At 43.1% G+C, this 23,082-nt stretch carries 12 protein-coding genes and 1 pseudogene; 1 reads left to right on the top strand and 12 read right to left on the bottom strand.

All coding sequences use genetic code 11. From position 1 onward, the window contains the following. Positions 1–27: 27 nt before the first annotated feature. The 12 genes and pseudogenes from AC0VZ8_RS05410 to AC0VZ8_RS05355 all read right to left on the bottom strand — a co-directional run bounded on the left by AC0VZ8_RS05410 (position 28) and on the right by AC0VZ8_RS05355 (position 22,023). Positions 28–189: a hypothetical protein gene (locus tag AC0VZ8_RS05410; protein WP_475486274.1), complete on the bottom strand. Its 162-nt coding sequence runs from the start codon at positions 187–189 to the stop codon at positions 28–30. 421 nt (positions 190–610) lie between these two features. Further along, positions 611–4,933: a sigma factor-like helix-turn-helix DNA-binding protein gene (locus AC0VZ8_RS05405; RefSeq protein WP_475486273.1), complete on the bottom strand. Its 4,323-nt coding sequence runs from the start codon at positions 4,931–4,933 to the stop codon at positions 611–613. An 11-nt stretch (positions 4,934–4,944) separates the two neighbouring features. Next, positions 4,945–8,073, bottom strand: coding sequence for a type I restriction endonuclease subunit R (locus AC0VZ8_RS05400; RefSeq protein WP_475487642.1), 3,129 nt, complete (start codon positions 8,071–8,073; stop codon positions 4,945–4,947). Between the two features lie 56 nt (positions 8,074–8,129). After that, complete coding sequence (locus AC0VZ8_RS05395) at positions 8,130–9,413, bottom strand: restriction endonuclease subunit S (RefSeq protein ID WP_475486272.1); 1,284 nt, start codon at positions 9,411–9,413, stop codon at positions 8,130–8,132. Beyond that, positions 9,403–10,927 (bottom strand): annotated as a pseudogene (locus AC0VZ8_RS05390) (class I SAM-dependent DNA methyltransferase). The gene AC0VZ8_RS05395 and the pseudogene AC0VZ8_RS05390 overlap by 11 nt, the downstream one beginning before the upstream one ends. A gap of 28 nt (positions 10,928–10,955) precedes the next feature. Then, positions 10,956–12,545, bottom strand: coding sequence for an N-6 DNA methylase (locus AC0VZ8_RS05385; protein ID WP_475486271.1), 1,590 nt, complete (start codon positions 12,543–12,545; stop codon positions 10,956–10,958). A 124-nt stretch (positions 12,546–12,669) separates the two neighbouring features. After that, positions 12,670–14,109 (bottom strand): DEAD/DEAH box helicase, encoded by a 1,440-nt coding sequence (locus AC0VZ8_RS05380; protein ID WP_475486270.1) that lies wholly within the window; start codon positions 14,107–14,109, stop codon positions 12,670–12,672. A gap of 11 nt (positions 14,110–14,120) precedes the next feature. After that, positions 14,121–14,957, bottom strand: a complete 837-nt coding sequence (locus tag AC0VZ8_RS05375) for a hypothetical protein (protein ID WP_475486269.1) — start codon at positions 14,955–14,957, stop codon at positions 14,121–14,123. Between the two features lie 454 nt (positions 14,958–15,411). After that, a complete protein-coding gene (locus AC0VZ8_RS05370) occupies positions 15,412–18,162 on the bottom strand; it encodes a DEAD/DEAH box helicase (protein WP_475486268.1) in 2,751 nt (916 codons plus the stop codon). Between the two features lie 15 nt (positions 18,163–18,177). Next, positions 18,178–19,413, bottom strand: coding sequence for a hypothetical protein (locus AC0VZ8_RS05365; RefSeq protein ID WP_475486267.1), 1,236 nt, complete (start codon positions 19,411–19,413; stop codon positions 18,178–18,180). Next, entirely contained in the window at positions 19,403–20,137 is a 735-nt protein-coding gene (locus AC0VZ8_RS05360) for an OmpA/MotB family protein (RefSeq protein WP_475486266.1), read from the bottom strand. Before AC0VZ8_RS05360 ends, AC0VZ8_RS05365 begins: the two co-directional genes overlap by 11 nt. Positions 20,138–20,151: 14 nt before the next feature. Further along, on the bottom strand, positions 20,152–22,023 hold the full coding sequence (locus AC0VZ8_RS05355) for a hypothetical protein (protein ID WP_475486265.1): 1,872 nt from the start codon (positions 22,021–22,023) through the stop codon (positions 20,152–20,154). Positions 22,024–22,410: 387 nt separating this feature from the next. Between AC0VZ8_RS05355 and AC0VZ8_RS05350 the strand changes: the two genes are divergently transcribed. Beyond that, positions 22,411–23,073: a 3'-5' exonuclease gene (locus AC0VZ8_RS05350; RefSeq protein WP_475486264.1), complete on the top strand. Its 663-nt coding sequence runs from the start codon at positions 22,411–22,413 to the stop codon at positions 23,071–23,073. The last annotated feature ends 9 nt before the right edge of the window (positions 23,074–23,082 follow it).

The following is a 23,082-nucleotide window of genomic DNA, read 5'->3' as shown; positions in this document are numbered from 1 at the left end:
TATCGAATTATAAGTTCGCATAGCCAGCTACTTTGCAACTCTCTTCAACCACACGATTCCTGAAATCAATGCATATCCACCAACTATCAGAATAAATGATCTAGCCCCTACATTCTCTATAACTACGGCTACAGCAAACATGATAATAGCAGAACTTAAACGAAGTGAACCTTCCTTTCCATATTTCAAATGAATCCCCCTTAAGACAGATTTTCTGTTTTTCAGGTTACAGAAGAGTTGCCTCCTACTTTGTTTTTCTGCTACCTTCTTCTTTTAATGTTCAAAACGATGCTTAATACACATATCGCAATAGTTAAAAAACAAATATCAAAGATAAAGTTGATAAATCCATAGTGAATAACATTGTCATGCATGTAATTAACATAAATATGTAAAAAGTATTGAATTTAATCATTGCTTCCTCCTTAGTAAGGGGTTAATCATTTTTATAAATAATATATAGTAGGAAAGTAGCAACAGAGTGTCAGCGAATGTTTGTTCTGGAACGAAAGATACCGATTATTTAAAAGTATTGATCTTTCAAAAAGAAAACGGCCATGGCAAATTAACCATGGCCGTTAAATGACATAACTCTTTAAGAACTTTTAATTTAAATGAGAATGTATTTATCCCCGTCTTTTCTTAGACGTCCAACCTCATTTTCAATATCCGTCAATGTGTTATAAAGCAGCTGTCCATCCTGAGAATATCTTAGTTCGGCTAATCTACGATGTAAATCTCTCGCCGGGGCTTGACCATCAAATTCTTTATCTAGAATATAAGCTACAAAGTCACTTTCACGTTGAATTACGGAGTCTTCAATCGAAATAATGATGGAATCATAAGAACCTATTAAGCCAACCTTTTTGCCTTTCTTCAACACATCAATAATGAGGTCTTCCGTCCACTCCACATCATTTTCTAGAGTAGGCAAACCATCAGCAATTAAGATCTGCTCCGCTAATATATACGGTTGCCCTTTGATATCGGCCTCTTGAAGCTTATGGAACACCATATTGATCAGCTGCTGTTCTTTTGCATCATCCCAACCTAAATTATCGCGATGAATATACTCTCCGTACTGCCCCCGTGTGTAATAGAATATATTTTTCGAATTAAATAATACACCATCTAAGGTTTCCTGCCGAGCGCCCAACTCGTCGGTCAACCATTGCCACACCTGCTCCCGGGGAACCTCTAATCCCTGTTCCAATATATATTGTTCGGTTAAATTTTGCATGCTCACGTCCTCAATTTCTTGCCCAGCTCGAACGACAAACGGATATCGGATAAACTTAGTTTCCGTATCCGTATAAGCTTGCATTAAATCATATAGAAGGGAATCCGACTGGATATCAAGGGACTTGCAGTATTCTTTCATTTCTTCGAACAATAATTTGATATGGATAATAGGGCGAGATTCTAACAATGTGGAGAGTTTATTGAATAATTTATTGAAATCATCCCGACCCAGAAAATAAAATTCCCGTAGTGCGACAATACCATAATCTACACGAACATAATCCGTATCTGAGGAAAGATTATATTCGATGGTGAATTTCTTCCACCCTCTCCGTTCTACAAATTCCTGCATGATTTCCTCACGGGTAACCGGACGATTCATCTCACGTATATAACTCTTGATCATTTCCGAGTTATTGATCTGGAAACTATCTTTCTCATGCCAAATATGAGGAAATTTGCGTAACTGTAATGTTGAAGAAGCGTGTTTTCTTAACAATGTGTACAGCGCATACTCATTAGGAACATTTGATCGATTCAGAGCTTCCTCAAACTGCGAATACAACCTTCCTACTGAAATGGGACTGCGCACTTCAAGAAGTTTCTCAGCAGCTGCTGCTATCTCTTTAAGTAATTCTATATCGGGTACAACGAAAGAATAATGAATATACGTGCCGCGGCCCCATAAATACGCCGTGTCCGCAAATTCATCTCTGTTGAATATAGATGTAATTTCCCGATCTTTACAAAATGAATCTGGCCAAATAGCATTTGCCTTTTCCATTAATTCATAAGCCTTCTTATAGATTTCAACCCCAGTTGGATAGCTTCTTAGTACCATCTCAACAATGTCGGCTTTACTGCTATTGGCTAACCAATATCCTTGATCGCATCTTCTTAAAAAAGAACTTGAAAGTAAATAAATTAATTCGTTGGGTAGGACGAATCTAGAAGGAATGGACGCCAACTTCTCCTCTAGCATATTGTTTGTAATTAGCGTGCCTTTACATGTTTCCTTTAACAGTCTATGTATTTCTTGCTGGAGATTCTGAATCTCCTCCGTCGTCCTTTCGGTCCACCAGCCGTACGACTCCAGATAGTTAACCCCAGATCGTTCTAATGTTTCGTTAATCATATAATGGATGAAAGATTCCCTAGGTTGTAACGGATATTTAAAGAAACCATTTAAGGGTTCACAAGCTGTTCTAATTGCAGCCTCAATAAGCTTTACATCTTTCTGCAACTTATCTATCTGTTTGATCAAGATCTGTCTAACTCGTTCACGCGTCAACCCAAAATTCTGGCCCATCTCTTCCAAGGTAGCTTTCTTACCCTCTCTAATAGCGTTCCATCGATACCGCATGAGTTCCAGATCTCTCTCACTTCCCCTGGTCTTATCCTTCCCCTGAAGCCACCCTTGCCATGTTAGCCCGATTTGCTCAATTGCATCTTCGATCCTTGCTTCAGGACTCTTTGAGTTCCATTCAAGATTCTCCTTCTCCCGCAATCTATGCTGAGATAACATTTGAACTAGCTGGCCATGGAACTTGTCAACCGCTGTTGCACCAACACCTGGATATTCCAATAGTTGTTCAAGATGACTTGGAAGTTGTCCAATGGTCTCTATCCCTGCGTTAAGTATCACAGACAATAGTTTGTTAACACCCGAAAAAAAGGAACTGTCTATAGCTACCTGATACTCTACCTCAGCAACAGGTGTTTCTTCATTCCGCCAATAAAATTTGCCCTCTATCCTGACTGGTTTTGCACGATCGATTGGCTGCACAACAACTTCTTCACCAAGAGTGAAAAAATCTCCATTCTTCCCTAACTGCTTTAATTGCTCAAAAAATTTAGATAACGCCGTGGACCCCACACCTTTTATTTTGGAAGGTAAAATATTTAGCACTTCCGGCAAATCTTTGACGTATTGAATATTCCAGTCTTGTTGAATTCCATTTAGCAAAGCATTGCATCCATTAAATTGAAGTTCATCTATCCGCAAGGCGCAGATCTGTTCTGATATCCCAATCTGTTCGCCATTTAGTCTAAAGACCTTATGAAGTTGATCCGTGGAATTGGGGAAATCTGTGTGTTCCGAATGCTGCTCTAACTTCCGAATACACTCAACCGTTTCCGCATGACGCCCTCGAAGTAACCACGCCAACGAAGAAACAGGGAGACCGCTAAGTTGATGGGGGGAGATGATCCCAAAACGGCCAAGCAAACGACAAACATCAGGGGTTAGAATATCTGCCAGATTACTTTCATCATGTATTCTCCCTAAATACTCACCGTTTGGATCATGCTGTAATTTGACGAATCTGCCTAGTTTCCCCTCAAATTGAAACCCGAAAAACCACAATTGCACCATGACATCATGAAGAAGTTTGGGTTGTTGTTCATATAGCTCAAGCAACCGTGTTTCATTCCACTCGCCAAACTTGATAATTCCTAGAGACTCAGATATTGCTACCAATCGATCAGAAGCAAACCCTCTTAAATCCTGATCAAACAATCGTTCAGGAATCCTAACCATTTCTTCTTGAGGGGTGTCCTTTTCCTTATCGACTACAATGACGGTTTGCCCTGTCGTGTTTACATTTGTCTTGTCGACTTCTTCTTCAACGGGCGACGTTGATGTAGTCGATGGGGGACTCATTTCTAAAGAGACAGCATCTGTGTCATTCGTCGCACTCTCCCTGGTTTGAGGTACTGTTTCAATGAATATATCCGCTTGGGTCACACACACTTCTTCGATAGGTTGTGGTTGTGAAATAGTAACCCACCGTTGGGCCGACGGATCCTTCCCTAACATGAACCAGGCCGGCTTACGTTTCGTGGACTGACTTCCATTCTTGGCAAAACGGAAATAGATCCCCTGATCGTTCCATGTACCAAGCGCTTCTTTCAACTCCCAGCCGCCAACAACCCATAGAGCTCCACCAAACGGCCGTTTATCGATCACAGTTAAGTTTTTACTGTTAAGCTCATCAGCAATTTCTATTTGATCAGAAGAGGGAGGAGCCATGGTAACGCCCACGGATTGTACTTCATTATCTGACCCCTTTACTGAACGCTCAGGGCTGTTTACGACTTCTGCTGTAGCGGCAGTCCGAGTTTCCGCAATGCGTTGGAGTGCTTCTTCGATCGAGCGGAACTTCTCATCCAAGGTAGGCAGCAACCTAGCTTCCAATTGGTCGGAGATCACTTTTTCTACAAGGCCGGTATCCAGAACTGGAGGCTGTTCAATCTGGTGATTAGTATGCGCCTGCTGAATCGGCATTTGATAGGAAGGCACCTCGGAATCTACAGAGCCGTACAACTCCACGAACCATGCAGATAACTCGAACATGTTTCTGTGTGCGGTTAAAGCCAAGTCAGAGTGAACTTCGCTGCTGCTATGAGCAGCAGCGTTACCGTTCATCCGGAGCCATTCGAATTTATTACGAATCTCTTCTGTTAATAATCCCTCTCGCGCCAACTTATGCAGACGGTCAATTTGTTTAATTGAATAGACCGGTTCCACTTTTTCCTGAGTAGATATGGTCGTAGCCAGTATCTCTCCAAATAATCTCCCCTGCATAAGCGTACCGCGCGGATTCAGCCAAATGCTTCCCTCCGCCTGCTCGGCAAGGGAGGCTAATTCCGGATGTAACTCCCTTAAAAATGCAAAGTTTGATGCTTCCATTGTCATTCCCCTTAATATCGAAACTCTTGCGAAGCCGACAAGCTCATGACTTCTGCCTGCTTGAGAACCATATCAATCGCCAGCTGTTCCAAATCCGGCGGGTACCCGTATTTCTTCAAAAGCCGTTTGACCGTCACCTTCATCTGGGCCCGTACATTCTGCCGCAGCGTCCAGTCTACGGTAATATTATTTTTGATCGACTGCGTCAGTTCATGAGCGATTTGTTTCAGCATCAGGTCACCCATCAATTCCTTAGCCGATTCGTTGGAAGCGAGCGCATCATAGAAAGCCAACTCCTCCGCGATCATCCCCATATCCTCACCGCGTTTGACGGCCTTATTCACTTCTTTGGCCATCTGAATTAGCTCTTCAATAATTTGCGCCGTCTCAATCGTACGGTTGTTGTATTTACGAATCGATTCGTCGAGCATTTCCGAGAACTTGCGGGATTGAACCACACTCACTTTTTCAAAAGACTTCACTTTGCCCTGAAGAAGACGACGCAGCAGCTCGACCGCCAGATTCTTCTGCTTGAGACCGCGAACGCTTTCAAGGAATTCATCGGACAGAATGGCGATGTTCGGCTTTTGCAAACCTGCTGCTTCCAAGATATCAACGACTTCCTCAGAGATAATAGACTTGGAGATCAATTGATTTAATTCAGCATCCAGCTCAGCGGTTGTCTTCTTCCGATTCTCCATAGTAATCAGCTTGATGATCCCGGATTTAACAGCCTTCAAAAAACCAATCTCTACATTGACCGCTTCAGCCTCAGGCGTAGTCGCACACAAGGCATAGGCTCTGGATAGTTCCGTAACCCAATTCGTAAAATTTCGCTTACCTTCTTCACCGAGTCCAAGTACCGCATCTACAGTCTCCACAATAGCCTGCATGCGCTCGGAAGCTTTAGGTGAATTGTATTTACTGTAATCATGTCCATGAAGGAGATCATGTATCAAATCAAGCCGTTCCAGCATGTAATCAATTGCCTGATCCGTATCGATACCGGCGGTTTTGCGGTCATTCTCTGTATACTGCTGCAGCGCAGATTTCAGCATATCGGCAATCCCAATGTAATCGACAATCAGACCACCCGGCTTATCCCGGAAGACCCGGTTGACCCGGGCAATCGCCTGCATCAGATTGTGTCCTTTCATCGGCTTGTCGATGTACATCGTACTCATGGATGGAACATCAAAGCCAGTTAGCCACATATCGCGCACAATGACGATCTGCAGCGGATCGTTCAAGTCCTTCATCCGTTTGGCGAAATACTCGCGTCGCCGCTTCGTGCCGATATATTGCTGCCACTCTTCAGGGTCGCTTGAAGTGCCGGTCATCACGATCTTGATCTTACCCTCGCTGTCATCATCGCTGTGCCAATCTGGGCGGAGTTCAACAATCGCCTTATACAGATCAATGGCAATTCGACGGGACATGACCACGATCATCGCCTTGCCGAACATGCCCTGCTGCCGCTGTTCATAGTGGGCAACCATATCATTCGCAATGGCCTTGATTCGCTTCTCCGAACCGGCGAGTGCCTCCAGCCGAGCCCATTTGGACTTCAAGCGTTCCTTCTGGGTAACCTCCTGATATTCCGTAATCTCTTCATAAGCGCTGTCGATAATCGGACGTTCAGCCTCGGACAAGTTCAGCCGAGCTACGCGGCTTTCATAATAAATTTTGACCGTCGTACCGTCTTCCACTGCCCGGGTCATATCATAGATGTCAATGTAATCGCCAAAAACAGCAGGGGTATTCTTGTCGCTCAATTCCACAGGCGTCCCCGTAAACCCGATGTAAGACGCATTTGGTAGCGCATCGCGCATATATTTGGCATATCCGTACTTCACGTCGGCTTCGCCTGTCTTCTCGTTAGCCACCATCTCCGCCTGGAAACCGTATTGGCTACGATGCGCTTCGTCCGCCATGACGATAACGTTCTTACGTCCGGTCAGTTCCGGATACGTATCTTCGTCATCCTCAGTGCTGAATTTATGAACCGTCGTAAAAATAATGCCTCCAGATTCGACTGCCAGCAGTTCCCGCAAATGCTTGCGGTCTGCTGCCTGCTTCGGTGTCTGCCGCAGCAAATCCTGCGATTTGCTGAAGGTTGTAAATAGCTGCTCATCCAGATCGTTCCGGTCGGTTACTACCACAATCGTCGGATTATCCATGGTGAGGACGAGCTTGCCAGCATAAAACACCATGGACAAGCTCTTTCCCGAACCTTGCGTATGCCAGACTACACCGATTTTCCGATCCCCTTCAGTTTCGGTAGCTCGCTCAGTGCTTGCTATCGCTTTGTTAGTCGCATGAAACTGATGATATCCAGCTAAAATTTTGGTTACTTTCTCACCGTCTGTTTGAAACAGAACAAAATGCTTAAAGATGTCCATGAGTCGCTTTTTCTCAAACATGCCCTTGATTAGGACTTCAAGTTGAGGAACAGAAGTGGGCGCCACATCACTGCCGTCGATCGTCCGCCACATCATAAATCGCTCTGCATCGGCAGTCAGCGTGCCCGCTCGAGCGTTCACTCCATCACTAATAACCATAAACGAGTTGTATGTAAAAAGAGAAGGTATGCTGCTCTTGTAAGTTTGTACCTGGTTGTATGCTTCGCTTATACCTACTTCTTCGTTCGAGGCACTCTTGAGCTCCATCACGACAAGTGGAATGCCGTTCACAAACACCACGACATCAGGACGTTTCTCGCCGTTTTCCACGACTGTAAACTGGTTCACGACGAGAAAATCGTTCTCCTCCACCCGTTCAGGCTCCGTGGCGAACAGCCACACCTTGGCCGTGCGGTTCTCCCCTGCCGGTGTGCGGTATTCCGCGTCAATCCCATCGGTGATCATCCGTTGGAAAGCCCGGTTATTCACTAGCAAGCTGGGGCTTTGCGGCACCTCGACGATGCGGATGGCTTCCTCAATCGCATCTCGCGGCACGCCAGGATTAATTCGGGTCAGGGCATCCCGTAACCGGTCAGCCAAGATGACATCGGTATAGAACATACGCTCCGGATATTCCCCTTCCGGGGAAATCTCCGGCCCGTATGCCTTGTTGTAATTCAATTCTTCAAACCATTCAATCGCCGCTTGCTCCAGGTCGCTCTCTGCATAAGATGTAATGTACACGGCACACCTCCTAAGCTGGTTGATAGGCTGGTAAGTAATTTGTTTATAAGTTATTCAATGCTGGACGTAAGTTCCTGCTCGTCTATTGGAACCCGAATCTCTCCAAACATGAGTTTGGGGAGAAGGGTGTCGCGAATTGCAGATAGATTATTAATTTCATTAATATTAGCCAATATTTTATTTTGAACACTTTCAATCATATGATTAAAGTTTGACGCTAAAAGTACTGGGGGAATAATAGATTTCAAATTTTTAAAAGTATTCACTGTTATCGCGTCGAAGACAGCTCCAGATGCGTTTTGTTTAAGAATATCAACTAGCGATTTGATAAAGAAAAATGCAAAGTTTTGATTATGCCCCTCTTTAGCTATCAATGCGTAACAAGACTGGTTCATTGCCATAGGGCGTCCAGCTAGCATAATCTTTCCTACTGTACCTCTGGCTGTTATAAATATTGTATTAGGCGGATACAGCTTGCTATTACAATTTGCTAATCCCTCATCAGTAATATACTTTTCTGTATTAATCACAAAAAAAGAATTGGTGCTATCTTTAGGAGTGAAAAAAGGTATATCACCGTTCCAGAATTCAGCTTTCCCTGTCTTAGGTGTGCCACCACTAGCTACATCGAAAACCTCGGTAGCAACACCAACCTTCCACCCCTTCGGAATCGCCCCCAACTCACTTTCCTCAAACTCTCCCCCGCTAGACTTGTAAGGTTCACCATTCTGATTTGGAAATTCAAAATCAATAAACCAGCGTTTAAATAGAGCTTGGGCCATTTCTTCGAGGTTTTTGTTGATGGCGTTGTTGAGTTCAATTTTTTCGTCGATTGGACTAAGAATGTCGGAAATTTGGGTCTGCTCGTTTAATGTAGGAAGCTTAACAATTAATTCTTCACCTAGTCTTTTTCTGGATAACTCGGTTTGTCCAGTTGACCCCTCGCCCATAGATTCAATAACATTCTGTTTTGATTTTAAAAAGTAACCAAGGTATATAGGGTTAACGTCACTTGATGGACGAATAATAGTTACGTGAGAATCAACTGTGTAGTTTCCAGTTAAATCATTAACTTGGGCAACCCTCCCAAGAGTTCCCACTCCCGTAGAGTTGACCAGAATATCATATTTTTTTATTAATTTTTCTTCCGGTACTTTCCGTTTAAAAGGATCCGTGTATTTTATATACTCCATGGACACTTTTCCATTTCTAATGCACTTTTGGTTGATTACCGGTATTCCTTCTTCATCCGTATAAGAAGGGGTAATTCCTCGCGAAATCAAACTAGTCAAATTTATTAGTGGCTTCTCATTCCAATCCTTCTCAAAAATCATACCCAATCCCCCCCAACTGCTTCCGAATCTCATCCTCCAATTGACGAGATTTCGCGAACTGCTCAGCCAGTTCACTTGTCAGGCGCATCATTTTATCCTCAAACGGTTCACTGTCTTCTTCCGCATCCTCAATCCCTACATAACGTCCTGGGGTCAAAATATACTCATGCTCCTGCACCTCTGTCAGCTTTTGCAGCCTTGCAGAAGCCTTTTACATCCTCGTATTGCCCGGCTTCTGTCTGCCCGCGCCACGCATGATACGTATCGGCGATTTTCCGCATATCTTCCGTGCTTAATTCCTTATGGGTACGGTCCACCATGTGGCCCATTTTACGAGCGTCGATGAACAAAATTTCGCCGCGGCGGTCGCCCAGACCACGTGGCGCTTTGTTCTTCGCCATAAACCACAGGCATACCGGGATCTGTGTCGAATAGAACAGCTGACCCGGCAACGTAACGATGCAATCGACTAAATCGGCATCTACAAGCCTGCTGCGGATTTCAAGCTCACTGGTTGTGCTCGTAGACATCGAGCCGTTCGCCAAAACAAACCCAGCTACGCCGCTCGGTGCCAGCTTGGAAACGATATGCTCAATCCATGCATAGTTGGCATTGCCTGCCGGCGGAATTCCGTACTGCCAGCGCGCATCTTCCGTCAGTCGCTGACCGCCCCAGTCGCTGATATTAAATGGCGGATTCGCGAGAATGTAATCGGCCTTCAAGTTTTTATGTAGATCGTTATGGAACGTGTCGGCATTATATTCACCGAGATTGCTGTCAATGCCGCGGATTGCTAGGTTCATTTTGCATAGACGCCATGTGGTAGGATTAGACTCCTGTCCATATACAGCGATATCGCCTACTTTCCCCTGATGCTCTTCCACAAACTTCTCACTTTGTACAAACATACCGCCTGAACCACAGCAAGGGTCATAGATCCTTCCTTTATAAGGTTCAATCATTTCAACCAGCAGACGCACTACGCTGGAAGGCGTATAAAACTCGCCCCCGTTCTTGCCCTCTGCACTGGCGAACTTGCTCAGGAAATATTCATACACCCGGCCAAGTACATCTTTGGAACGGCTCTCTTTGTCCCCTACCTTAAAGGAGAAGACATCAATAACTTCCCCAAGACGAGTCTTGTCCAAAGCCGGACGGGCAAAATCCTTCGGCAGGACGCCTTTTAAAGAAGGGTTTTCCTTCTCAATCAGAATCATGGCGTTATCGATAATCTGGCCGATTTCCGGTTTCTTGGCATTCGCCTGAATATGGCTCCAACGTGCTTCCTTCGGTACCCAGAAAATATTGGCCGCAACATATTCGTCGCGATCTTCAGCATCCGCATAAGGCTCTAGCTCGAGCTCCGCGTATTTCTCCTCGAACGCATCCGATACATATTTTAAGAACAACAGGCCAAGCGCTACGTGCTTGTATTCCGCAGAATCCATGCTGCCTCTTAGCTTGTCCGCCATTGTCCACAGCTTCTCTTCGAATCCAATGTTTGCTGTTGCCATGCTGCAATTTCCCCCTTAATTTGTTTCCTCAATATAATGTTGAATAAATCTGTTCCCGCTGCGCTTCCCAGCGCCGGGAAGCCGCTTGAATCGTTTCCGAATACAGCTGTTTCTCTTTCCTATACGCTTCGCTGATCGCTAGCTGCTTCTCTAACGGAAGAAGGGGAATCTCAATCTCTCCGACATCCGCCGGATTCAGGTTCATCACGGTTGTACCGCGCTGAAAACTCTGGATCAGAGCCATACCTACTGGACTTTCCAAAAAAATTTTCGCATACATGCTGTCCACTTGTTCTTGGAAGCGAATCACGATCATATTGGCTGAAGCGATAACCATCGGCGAATAATTTGGAAATACAGCCAGCTTCGTTTGCGTGCCTCTGCACGTCATGACCAAATCTCCAGGAAGGACTTCATATCGTCTTACCTTCCGCTGTTCTTCCTCAATCGTCTCCAATTGCTCGAGCTTAACTTCCCCATCCTCAAGATTGGAAATATTCAGAACCCCAATCGGGCCCGGACGCAGATCCTGTTTCAGGATCGATTTCCCCCTGAAAATATCCGCGACCACTTTCAGCTTGATTTTGGGAATGGCTGCCTGCTGAAAAGCTGCCAACGTATCGCTGTTCTGCTCCAGCAGGAGTTCGATTCGCCAATCATCAAGCTGCTGGAAAGCGGCGGCCTTCAGCTGAACCTCCTGCTCTTCCTCCAACATCGTATCCTTTAACACATAACGGCCAATTCGTATGTTCTCCGGCTGCTGTCCCCTGCAGAACGTCACAAGATACGTTTTTACAGAGGTATACGGTCTAAACAAGCCTTCAGGCAGGGTATAAACAGCCCCGACAGGGATCAGCTCGTTCATTCTTTTACGCCAATCCCCGATTGCTCCCGATTGGAACATCATCCGCGCTGGTAGAATTGCTGTAAGGCTGCCTCCCGGCGTTAGTAATGGAGCCAGATGCTGAAGTGCAGCTCCTTCCGCTTCCCGGACCCCGGCCGCCTCATCATCAAGCTTTAACCCGAAATTGGGCACGGCCAGAATAGCATCATAGGAATCTGGCAGCGGCAACGGTTGATAGATTGACCCCTGCAGAATCTGAATTTGCTCGTTTCCAGCGAAATACGTCTTCAACAGCCGGCCGATAATATAATTTTCTGTCAGGAGGGTTAGCTTTACGTTTGGAGGCGGCATATATCGTGCCAGCCCCTCCATGAACTTTTCGGCCTCCACGATTAACCAACGCTGCTCTTTCAGTCCATCAGCAGTTTTCTTAAAGGCTTGAAAAATACTCGAATGCACCTGTAAGGAAGCAATCACCCGATCCTGCCGAATCGTTTTCAACCCATATTCTGCCAGGTCTAGTTCTTTTCCCGTATGATACAGTCTGTATAACAACTCTCGATCCCCAGGAAAATGTCCCAGCTCGATTGTTCCGATCCTATCCTGCATCCGTTCGAACAGCTTTGTCGGATTATTCTCAAGCTCTGTCCGTTCCAAGGCAGGTACTTGCTCTATGTATTGCTTCATCTTTATAACGCGTATCGCTTCCCGAAGCAGTTGATCACGCGATTTGATGTCATGATTCAGACATATGTTCCAAAAGTCTTCGATCAATGAATCACCTACTTTGTACCTACTGTTTATAGGTAAACTATACCACAACGATATTTAGTATTACAATACTAAAAATAGAAACACCATAGAATGATGTTTCTCTTCTTTACAAAACGTGGAATTATTATTTTTTCTCTACCATGTCTTGAATCACGTATTGTTTTTCTCCAAGCAGTTCCTCCAAGGCAAGATCTACCGTATCTAACGCGAGGATAGAATATACATTAATTGATTGGTGAACTTGAGCGCCCATTCTCCAGACCCGGCCTATGGCCTGGGAGACAAAGGCTGGGCTAAAATCTTTCGAAGTGAATATGAGATTGGAGGCCGATGTCAATGTCAAGCCTTCTCTGCCGGCTGCCGAAACGCAGAAGATCACCTTACATGACTCGTCCTCTTGGAATTTATCCACTTCGAGTTGACGATCCGACACGGTTTTCGATCCCTCAGCGTAAGAGGAAATATCCCCAGTGACGACTGCTGGATTGTACTTCGAAAAATGACTCGCCATCACATAGGTAAATTTCTTGGAACGGGAGAAAACTACCGCCTTCTCACCACGTAGGACGATTTCCTCCAACAGAATCTCAAGTTCAGATAACTTTGAGGAACCCTTTTTACCTTTGTCGCCGCCGACAATTTCTGTGGATTCCGCGATCTGGGACAATCGGGTGTACTTTACGTATTCGGTGGATATATCCTCAAAATCCAGGTTGGCAAACACGTGGTTTTCATCCGCCGCCTCAATCATTTTGTATAACTTCTTTTGCGCGGCTGTAAGCTCCACATATAGATTGTGGCTCGATACAGGCGGCAAGTCATGAAGAACATCTTGTTTCAATCTTCTAAGCATGTTGTTTTGCAACGTTTGTTTCACTTCATTTGTGTTTCTATAGCCGGTTATACGGCCAGATCGGGACATTTCGCAATAACGGGCTAAAAACTGTTCATACGTATAGGGAATGGCTCTTATCCAGCTCAGAATATTGAAACAGTCAACAATATTGTTAATAATCGGAGTTGCCGTTATCGCATACCGTTGCGGTGTATCTATTTGATGAATCCAATAAGCCACTTCCGTTTGGACATTGCGTATTTTATGGGCTTCGTCCAAGTATACAATACTGAACGGGCTCACTAGATGGACATTATAAAACTGCTGAAAATCCTGTCTAAACATTTCATAAGATACAACAGCTAAATCTACCCGTCCTCTTTCCATATCATTGTACATATCGAATCGTTTATTCAAATGGCCCGCCACGACAGCTACTCTAAGGTTGGTGAATTTTTGAGCCTGATTATATACATCGTAGATTAGGGATGCTTTAGTGATATATAGCCCCATCCCAGCCTTGCCATGCTTTATTTTAGCCTCGTGACTGCACAGGATCGGCGGGGTTTTCCCGACACCCTCCTGATCCGCTATTAAGAAGCTGTCTTTTTGAAGCAGCAAATTAAAGGTAATCATCTGATGGAGCCGTAACGGTCTCTTAGGCGTGTACTCCAGCGCTAAGTCAGTAGAAATGTCGGTCGTAGTCATGCCAGTTATCAAGTCGTTCATATCATCACTCTTTATTTGTTTAATAATTGTTGATTGATTTCGGTTAACATGTTTGGCAAAAGATCAATCTGTGTCAGAAACTCCATATAAGTGTTTGTACTCAGTAACACCTTGGATTCTTTCACCCAATCATCCTTATCCTTTCTTTGCAACGACCACTCAACAATGAAATCTGTTCTGCTTAGAAAATCAATGGATAGCTCATTCCTTTTATTTTTTTGATGTTCAAAGGTCCATCCTCTGCCGCCTTTACCGCCTAAATATCCGCCTGATTTGAATAAGGAAAAAACTTCAGCATTCTGTGCTGCGACCATGCTTAATTTTTCGTCTATTCTGGAATTAATGTTACTTCTAATCTTTTCTCTTATCTGATCAAACGGCATTTTGTTGATCTTAATAACCCGGTCATTGTAGTGTGTGTCACTGAGGTCAGTTAAGCTTTCCGGATACTTGTTTGTCGTAATGCAATAAAAATCATCATAAATATCAACGATATCCGCTTTGGATTTGTATTCTTTCGAATTTAAATATGTTATGCCATTATATAAGTCGCAGGCATTGCTATTTTCGCAATGATATTTGAACTCCTTTTGTTCCAATGAAGTAATAAGATAACAATTGAGGTTCGCCATACTCCATCGTAGAAAATCAATCGCACTTGGGCGAAGCCCTTCTTTGAATATGGCATTATCACAATCTATATATAGGGTAATCAAGGAAGGCTGAGGTTCCGTGAAGCTTTGGGATTCACCTTCCACAAGTTTTTTTTCTAAAGCTTCTACCCGGTTCATCAGTAAGCCTAAGGATTGTTTCAGTGAATCTAACTCATGTGATATATCTTTATCCATAGTTGAAATCCCTCACGATCTTAAGATGTGAAAATTTTTATCTGTCTTATTAAATTTCTACATGACTTCGAGAGTATTCTGCAAAAAATAAATTGAGAGAACCACGTATATAAGCCGATATATACAAGATTCATAGTGAATTTTGCAGCCACTCTATAACAAATGGTTGTTCAGATTTTGTACGGTTTAATCAGTATACATGTATCACATGATCTGCCTTCTAAAATAAATTCTTCCTTCTTGTGAGAATGGAAACTCGGCAACTGATCCTGCCTTCGTCTTAACCGTATGCTTCCGAATTTTAGATTCAACCATGTCAAATTGATAGTGCAGTTGCGCAATTTTCAGTTCGGCTTTAATTCGGTCCGACACCGTAACGCAACTTTCGGCAATAACTTCTTGGAGATCAGATTGATTATATCCATGTATGACTTTCCAGCCCCAAACCTTGATTTTACAACCCCTTCAATACCTCTTCCTCAATATTCATCTTTCTGCTCGAGACAATTACAGATGAAGCCATTTCCTGCTTGTCTGTCAGCAGCTGATGAACAATCTCTTCAACCGTTCCCTTTTTCGTCAATCCTTTCGTATCTGCTACTATCGGATAATAGACGTATACTGGCTTATCCTGCCCTATACGGTAGGCTCGATCTGTCGCTTGGTTCTCAACAGCAGGATTCCACCATCGTGTATAGTGAATGACATGATTGGCAGAAGTAATGGTTAGTCCCGTACCAGCGGCTCTAGGAGAAAGAAGCATCACATCAAATCCTGAGGTACTATTAAACCTGTCTACCTGTTCCTGTCTCCGATCCGTCATTCCATTGATAATCATCGGATTTATATCGAAACAATCACGAACCACTGAGCGAAGGATCTCCTGCATTTTGATGTACTCTGTAAAAATAAGAACCTTCTCACCTTTTTCTTGCACTTTACGGATGATGTTTATCGTTTCATGCAGTTTGGGTACTTGGTCATATGGAACGTTTATAAATTGCTCAGCTACTAACCCAGGGTGTGAACTTAGCGCCTTTAGTTTTTGTATAGCCTGCAATCCATCCATAGCCTTATTACGAACTAAAGTAAGAGCCTCTGCATAAAGTTTAGATTGTTCTGGTCCCAATGGTACCTCTGCAATGATCGACTGCTTCGGAGGAAGCTGGTCGCCTAATTCCTCCGATTTTGTACGGCGTTTGTATACCATGGATATACGAGCCAGCAGTTTCTTCTCATCTTCTGAATCACGCGATTCCCCATCTAACTTGTTCACAAACTCTTCTTTAAACTGACTAAGGCTTCCTAGCAACCCTGGCTGTACATAATCCATAATAGACCACAGTTCACTTAATCCGTTCTCTACCGGGGTTCCGGTCATGGCTAACCTGAACTTCGATTTCATAGCCTTGAGTACCTTAGAGGCCGCTGTCGAAGGATTCTTGATAGCCTGCGCTTCATCACAAATAACAGCCTGCCAATCCACCTGTCCAAATATCAACTGGTCCTTCGCTAACGTATGATAAGTGGTAACCGTGATACCAATGCGCTTCAAGTCTTCTGCATCCTTTAATCGCTGCGTACCACGGTGAAGGTATAGGGATTGCAGTAATGAAGGAGCAAATTTCCTTACTTCTTTCTCCCAGTTATCCATAAGCGTCTTTGGCACGACAACTAGCGTCGGCGTTAGGCATCCAATTTCCTGTAAATACGACAAGAAGGAAATAACTTGAATGGTTTTGCCAAGCCCCATATCATCCGCGAGCAGTCCCCCAAGCTTCCGATAATGCAACGATTTCATCCAGACATAACCGTCCGTTTGAAACGGTTTTAGGGTCGCTGTGAAGGAGGCAGGCGGCTGTTCGGTAAATATGCCTAGATCCTGCATCTCCTGCTGAGCCTTCAATATAGGCTGATTGAATTCCAATTGGCTAATATTATCGTAAATCTCTAAGACATAAGGAAGTTTAGTGACATCTACAAGACTACCTTCACCTAACAACTCTCGCTTCACTGTTTCCGAACGACCTACAAATTGTTCAGCATCTTTAGGCAGCCTTAGCCAGAAACCGTTCCATTCAATGAACTCTTCACCATTCTCTTGTGCTTTCGTAATTAACGTCTGCATTTCGGATGCTTCCCAAGTTTGATGAACTTCTCCGTTCTCATCCTGAGCCGCAAATCCAAAATCCAGTTCGAACCAACCTCTCTCTTGTTCCGTTGCGTGAACGAAAGGCTGTGCTCGATATACTCGGATGCCAAGAGACTTCACGCGTTCCCCAAACCGTGATAAATCAAGTCCTTCTATTTCTGGAAGAAACGCCTCAGGATTTTCAATAAACTTTGGAATATCTGAACCTGTAACAGGGGGAAGCTGCTGAATGCGGTTTGCTTCTTCCACTATAGAAGATTTGACTAACACTTTCCGATTGTTATCATCAACTGCATAGCGAGTAGACAAAGCACTCATGTTGCTCAATAAATCTGGAGATATATCGTCTGAAGAGCCATAGTGTGGACTGAGTGTAATAGCCGTTTGATCATAATTCAACTCAATATCCAACTGATCTACAAACAGATACTCCTGATGCCGCAGATAATCGTCCATCGGATAATCATGGCGTATAGCAGTGTTTCGCACTTCAGCAACGTATGCAAAAATCCGTTCCTTATCCATGGCATTAGGAGCTTCATCTATAAGATGCTGAAATCGGTACTGCTCTTCATCCATTAGCAACACTTGTTGATCAGGGAGAACAATCCATGGTCCAATAAACTTCGCTGTTCGTTCTAAGTGCTCCCAGGACTCAAAATTCTTTTCCAACACAAACTTGAAATGCGGAGTTCCTACGGCACTTTCATGACCAAGCCTCATGTTGAGCTTGGTGGGTCGGGGCAGCCCCAATCGTTCCTGTAGCTCCTGCGGAATTTCTTGAAGCTTATCGGTCGTGAGGACAAAGCCTGATTCCTCAGGTTCCAAATAACCTTCGAACCATAAATCCTCCAAAGTTTCAAGCAATTCGGCATTATTCAACTGCCTGAGTTCGGATATCCGAAGGTTTAATGGAAACTGTAGGTACTGACCTTCTCGTATAATGCTATATAAAAGACCATGCGAGACAAACGTTTTTTCAATTTTAATATTTAGATCTGATGAAGAAGCATTCTTACGCCGTTTATTTATAAAACCAAATATTCCTGCCATGTACCTTACCCCTTATTAAAATACTCCGTCTAGGTAATACCTCATGTAATAGTCGAACTTATCCGCCCAATTCCTGCCGTGATGACCTAACTTATCAATATACAGAGGAATACCTTTTCTTGTTCTTTCAGGTACTTTAAGCATTGCTTCTTTATTTGTCCGACTTCGACTGTTTTTAAAGGAATAGGAAGTACTGATCGGATGGATAATTTGGTCAAATCCTTCACGATGATAGAAGTATGCGGCCCCCATCTGACCATATTCGACAACAACAAACTTATCAAAATAAATAAAAGCGATCATCGGATCCTGAATCAATTCAACATCCTGCATATAGTCGATAAATCTCTTCCAATAGTTAAGGCGTTTATTGTCTTGGTCATCTTTAAAAATGATTTGGAGTTTCTTCTGGATTAGCCAACGCTTGACTTCTTCAAGAGCCTCATCACTCAAAAACTCCCAATCGGTTATTCGTTCTCTAGGATCTCTTAGTCGATCTACTGCTTGCTGGATGAGATTAGCGTGAAATTGATTAAACTTCCGTGCTTCCAGATAAATTCTAATAAGAAGCTTATATTCATCCATCGGATATTTATCGAGCAACCTCACGATAAATTCAGTACCATCTCGTTTAATCAATTCATCTGTAGCCAAACCTTGTTCCAGTACATTTTTCATTAGAGTTGCTTCCAGCTTAGATTCTTCCTCTACCTTTAACTTGTCGAAGATATCTTTGGTTTTCATATCCATTGATAACACCATAGAAGTCAATCCCTGCACCATACCACCTTTATGGCAAACGGCATGTTCCATCCGCTCCTGTAATCGGTCATCCAGTAACAGAAACCCAAAACGATCGACATGATAAACTCCGCGTAATAGATCTTGCAACAAAACTTCTTCAAATTGATGTTGAAAGATAGTCCATGCCGTTTTACCTACCTCTATCGAATAACGCGAAGTAAGAATTCGATTAATTTTCAGTACGGTTTCCTGATTCTCATTGGGGAATGGATAGTCATCGTAAATAAGTAATAATACTTCCATTTTCTTTAGGCTTTGTGCCAATTCTTCAATTTTTTCGATTGGCGTAGAACGTATTAATTCGAGAAGCTTAGGCAGGAGCATCTTCCCTCTGCGTTTAATGATATCAACTGCCTTGTTCTTAAATTTACGTTCAACTCGAATTCTTTCATCCATTAACAGTTGAGGTTTAAATGAGAATAGATAAAAGTACTGATTAATTTCCATTTTTTTCACCCAACCCCTGTAGTTGATCCAACAACTGATCATCCTTCAAACGGAACTTAAACTCTACTCTTCGGGATTTATTAGCGTCAATCTTCCCGTCAGCTTTCAAAATCGGTATACTGAACGATCTTCCATTTGCAGTAATGACGAATTTCAAATCGCCCCTATATTTGAAGTTTGGGAAGGTTGGTTGAAAGATCTGCTGCACTACCGAAAGAGCACGATCTTGGGATAATTGTAAATTGTACAGATACCCTCCTGCCGTATCCGTATGTCCTTCTACAATGATTTGAGAGATTTCATTCCTAAATCGATCTGAGAGAAGAATATTAATATACTGAGGAATAAACTCCTCTAGGTATTTCCTACCAGTGGGAGATACTTCACTACTGTTCGATTCAAAAAAGACTCCTCCCGAAAAACGGATTGCTCCTGTCTGTGGGTCTACCTCCATGGCTAGATCTGAATCCTTAAATGCCTTAATCAATTCCTGAATAATCTCTGATTTTACTCCGACGACTTCCTCTATCATTTGGTTTTTCTCGTTTATAGCTGCTTCTTTTTCCTCATATGCCGATTGTGTATTAAAGATGGTAATCATCAAGACCAAAGCAAAAATAACAAGCAAAGCGGACATTAAATCGGTATACGAGACCCAGAAACTTTCTTTCTCCGCCTCGTGAGATCGGGACATATGCCTTTCATTTCGGAATCCTCTAGCCAAAAAATATCAACACCTTATTCTGAAGTTACCGGATTCAATATCCGTTTTGATTGGCGATTCATCTCATTCACTGCTTGTTTTAATGTCTGCATGGTATCAGGCAAATCGATTAACCCTTCCTGAATCGCATCAACTCCACTGGCTAGATGCTGTACCGATTTAGTTAATTCCTGATCAAATTGGGTGAAAGTATTTTGAAGCCCGCGGTGCATATCATCAGCAAATTGGTTCATTGAAGTTTCGAGATGCTTGTTCGTCTTTGCCATAGATTCGCTGGCAGATTCCCACACCAATCTTAATTGTTCGACTCTTACATCCATGTCAGTTAATTGTTCTGTCAATGTGGTTTGGACTCTGCTCGATATACCATCCATTTCTTTACGTTCTTGCTGAATATCTCTTATTAAGGATCTCAGATCATCTTGGATATGAATAAATTCAGAGTTGTTATGAGTAAATTTATCAAAGATCAACTCCAATTCTTGATTCGACCTTTGGCTCAAATCAGCCTGTTGTGACAACGTAACCGCCAATGTTTGCTGACTTTGTGTGATATTAGAGATTCGCTGCAAATTCTCTTCGAATCGCTGTTGGAGCGAAACCTGAAGTCCTGTCTGATTAACGATTGCCCCTACGTTTTCTTTAAGTGTACTCATGTGACTATTAAAGTACTCGTTAAATAGCTTGCGTTCTTCCATCATTTTATCCAGCAGCTCTGTAGTGATGCTTTGGAGTTCGCTGTTCTTCTCGGTTGTAGCATTTAACTCCGCAACCGTCTTCTCAAGAACCGACTGATAATCCGTGATCCTCTCGGTATAACTATGGATCTGTTCGGTCAATCCTGTAGTTTTATCCACCATTGCCGACTGGCTTGAGGCTGATTCTTGCATGGATTGAACAAGAGCTCCCATTTCTGCATGAACCTTCTGCTGCCATTCGATAGTTGAATTTAAGGCGTCTCCAAGGTTTTTCATATGGTCCCCAGTCAATTCGTTAAGTTGAGTTACAAACTGGTCGATCATTTGCTGCATTCCCTGGGCCTGATTTACGGTGGTCGTCTGCATCAGGTCAGACATCATTTGTTGTGTCTGTTCCATTTGTGGGGCAAGTGATTTCTGTATTGAATCTGCCACACCGTTGACCATATTAGGGATTAGTATTTCAGATAGGAAGGATTGAAAATCCTGCATTTGCTTTTCCTGGCGTTGGTCCATACTATACAAAAGAGTACTTTGATCTTGAGTAGGGAAAGCTTCATCCAGATTTTTTCGAATATCGGAAAAGGAACGCGAAAGCCCTGGATAGTAAGTACCTTTGTCTAACAATTGCCAAAATAATGACAAAACAACTCCAGCTATGGAGGAAGCGAATTTGACTTTCATTCCTGTGAGGAGCACTCCAATGCCAGCTTGCATAACTTCAGAGTTCCCATCTACATGGAGTCCCGAAACGCCAAATGCAATGCCAATAAAAGTGCCCACGATTCCCATGGATAAGAAAATTCCTGCTACAATTTCTGCAAATTTACGCTTTCCAAAGTTATGAACTAACGATTCCTCGAAGAAAAAATCGTAAATATCAGGTGTATAGGAGATCCCTTTCCGCTGGTAGAACATGTATTTTTGGTAATAACTGTTCCATGCCGGAAGGAAACTCTTCTTAATATAACGGTTTTCACTTTGTACTACCCAGTCGTTAAATAGCTGAAATTTTTCAGATACATTCTGAATCTCTACTAACTCAGTTAATTTTGCGTTAATAGATGCAGCAGCTTTATTACTATTAGAATAGGGGCGGAGCACAAAGAACCAGCTTACCGCGAAAATCAAAATCATTAGTCCTATATAACATGAATAAAACAGAGACGATGTAAGAAAGGCCGCCATAAAAAACCTCCAGAATATTTTCTCTAATAAATAAAAAAGGCTCCGCCAAGAGCGAAGTCGTAATATATAAATACTAATTTACGTAAGCATTTCCTCTATGCACTCATGTGACTATTAATTTGTATAGATAACCAAGTATATCTGAATTCCAATCCCCTTCCTTCTAATATAGAGAGAATCAAATCAATCACGCCCAATGTTCTCTTCCTGTTTCATTTTTCGGTAATTCGTTGTGAGAACGATAGTACAATTTGTAAACCTAATCTCTCTTTGCGTATTCTCTTAGAGAACATTATATCTCCCTCATACCGAACACCTATTCCCTGACAACCCCAGCCACTCCCCCCTGCTAAACTAATAACAACCAATGCAGAGAGGAGCATTCCAATGCCAACTTATATCATCTTCGATCTTGAATTCATGGTGGTTCGTAAACATCAGCATCTTGCCGACATTATCGAAATCGGTGCGATTAAAATGACCGAGCGAGAAGGAACACTAGTCATGACCGATGTGTTTCATTCCTATGTAAAGCCATCAAGACAGTATAAATTAACACCGGAAACGACACCCTTTACGGGAATTACGCAGGATCAAGTCGATCAAGCACCGTCATTTTCTGAAGCGTTAAAGGCATTTCAAAAGTGGATCGGCGTGACACCTTATTACCTATGTGCATGGGGGATGGATGATAAATATCAACTCATGCAGCATTGCCGATACCATGAGATCTCCTTAGATTGGCTTCAAAATTATAACGACATCCAGCTAGCGTTTACTCGGCTTCATCAATCGGATCATCGACAGAGATTCGGATTGAAGCGGGCTCTTGATCTTCTGCAGCTTCCATTCATCGGGGAACCGCATCGAGCAACCGATGATGCCTATAACACGGCCAAAATCTTTTTGTCCATCTTCCCTAACATTCAATTGGTTACCAATAATGCCGCGGAAGATCAGCTATACGTCTCGGAAATGGTATATTCCACAGGCTCGGAGGAGAACCACCCATTCAGTAAATTGGCGGAAATGCTGGGAATGGCACAATAGTGCCGTTCC

It is taken from the genome of Paenibacillus sp. QJM3NY_38, assembly GCF_056173265.1.
Note: the sequence above shows the minus strand (reverse complement) of the source record. Positions and strands in the feature narration are given on the sequence as shown.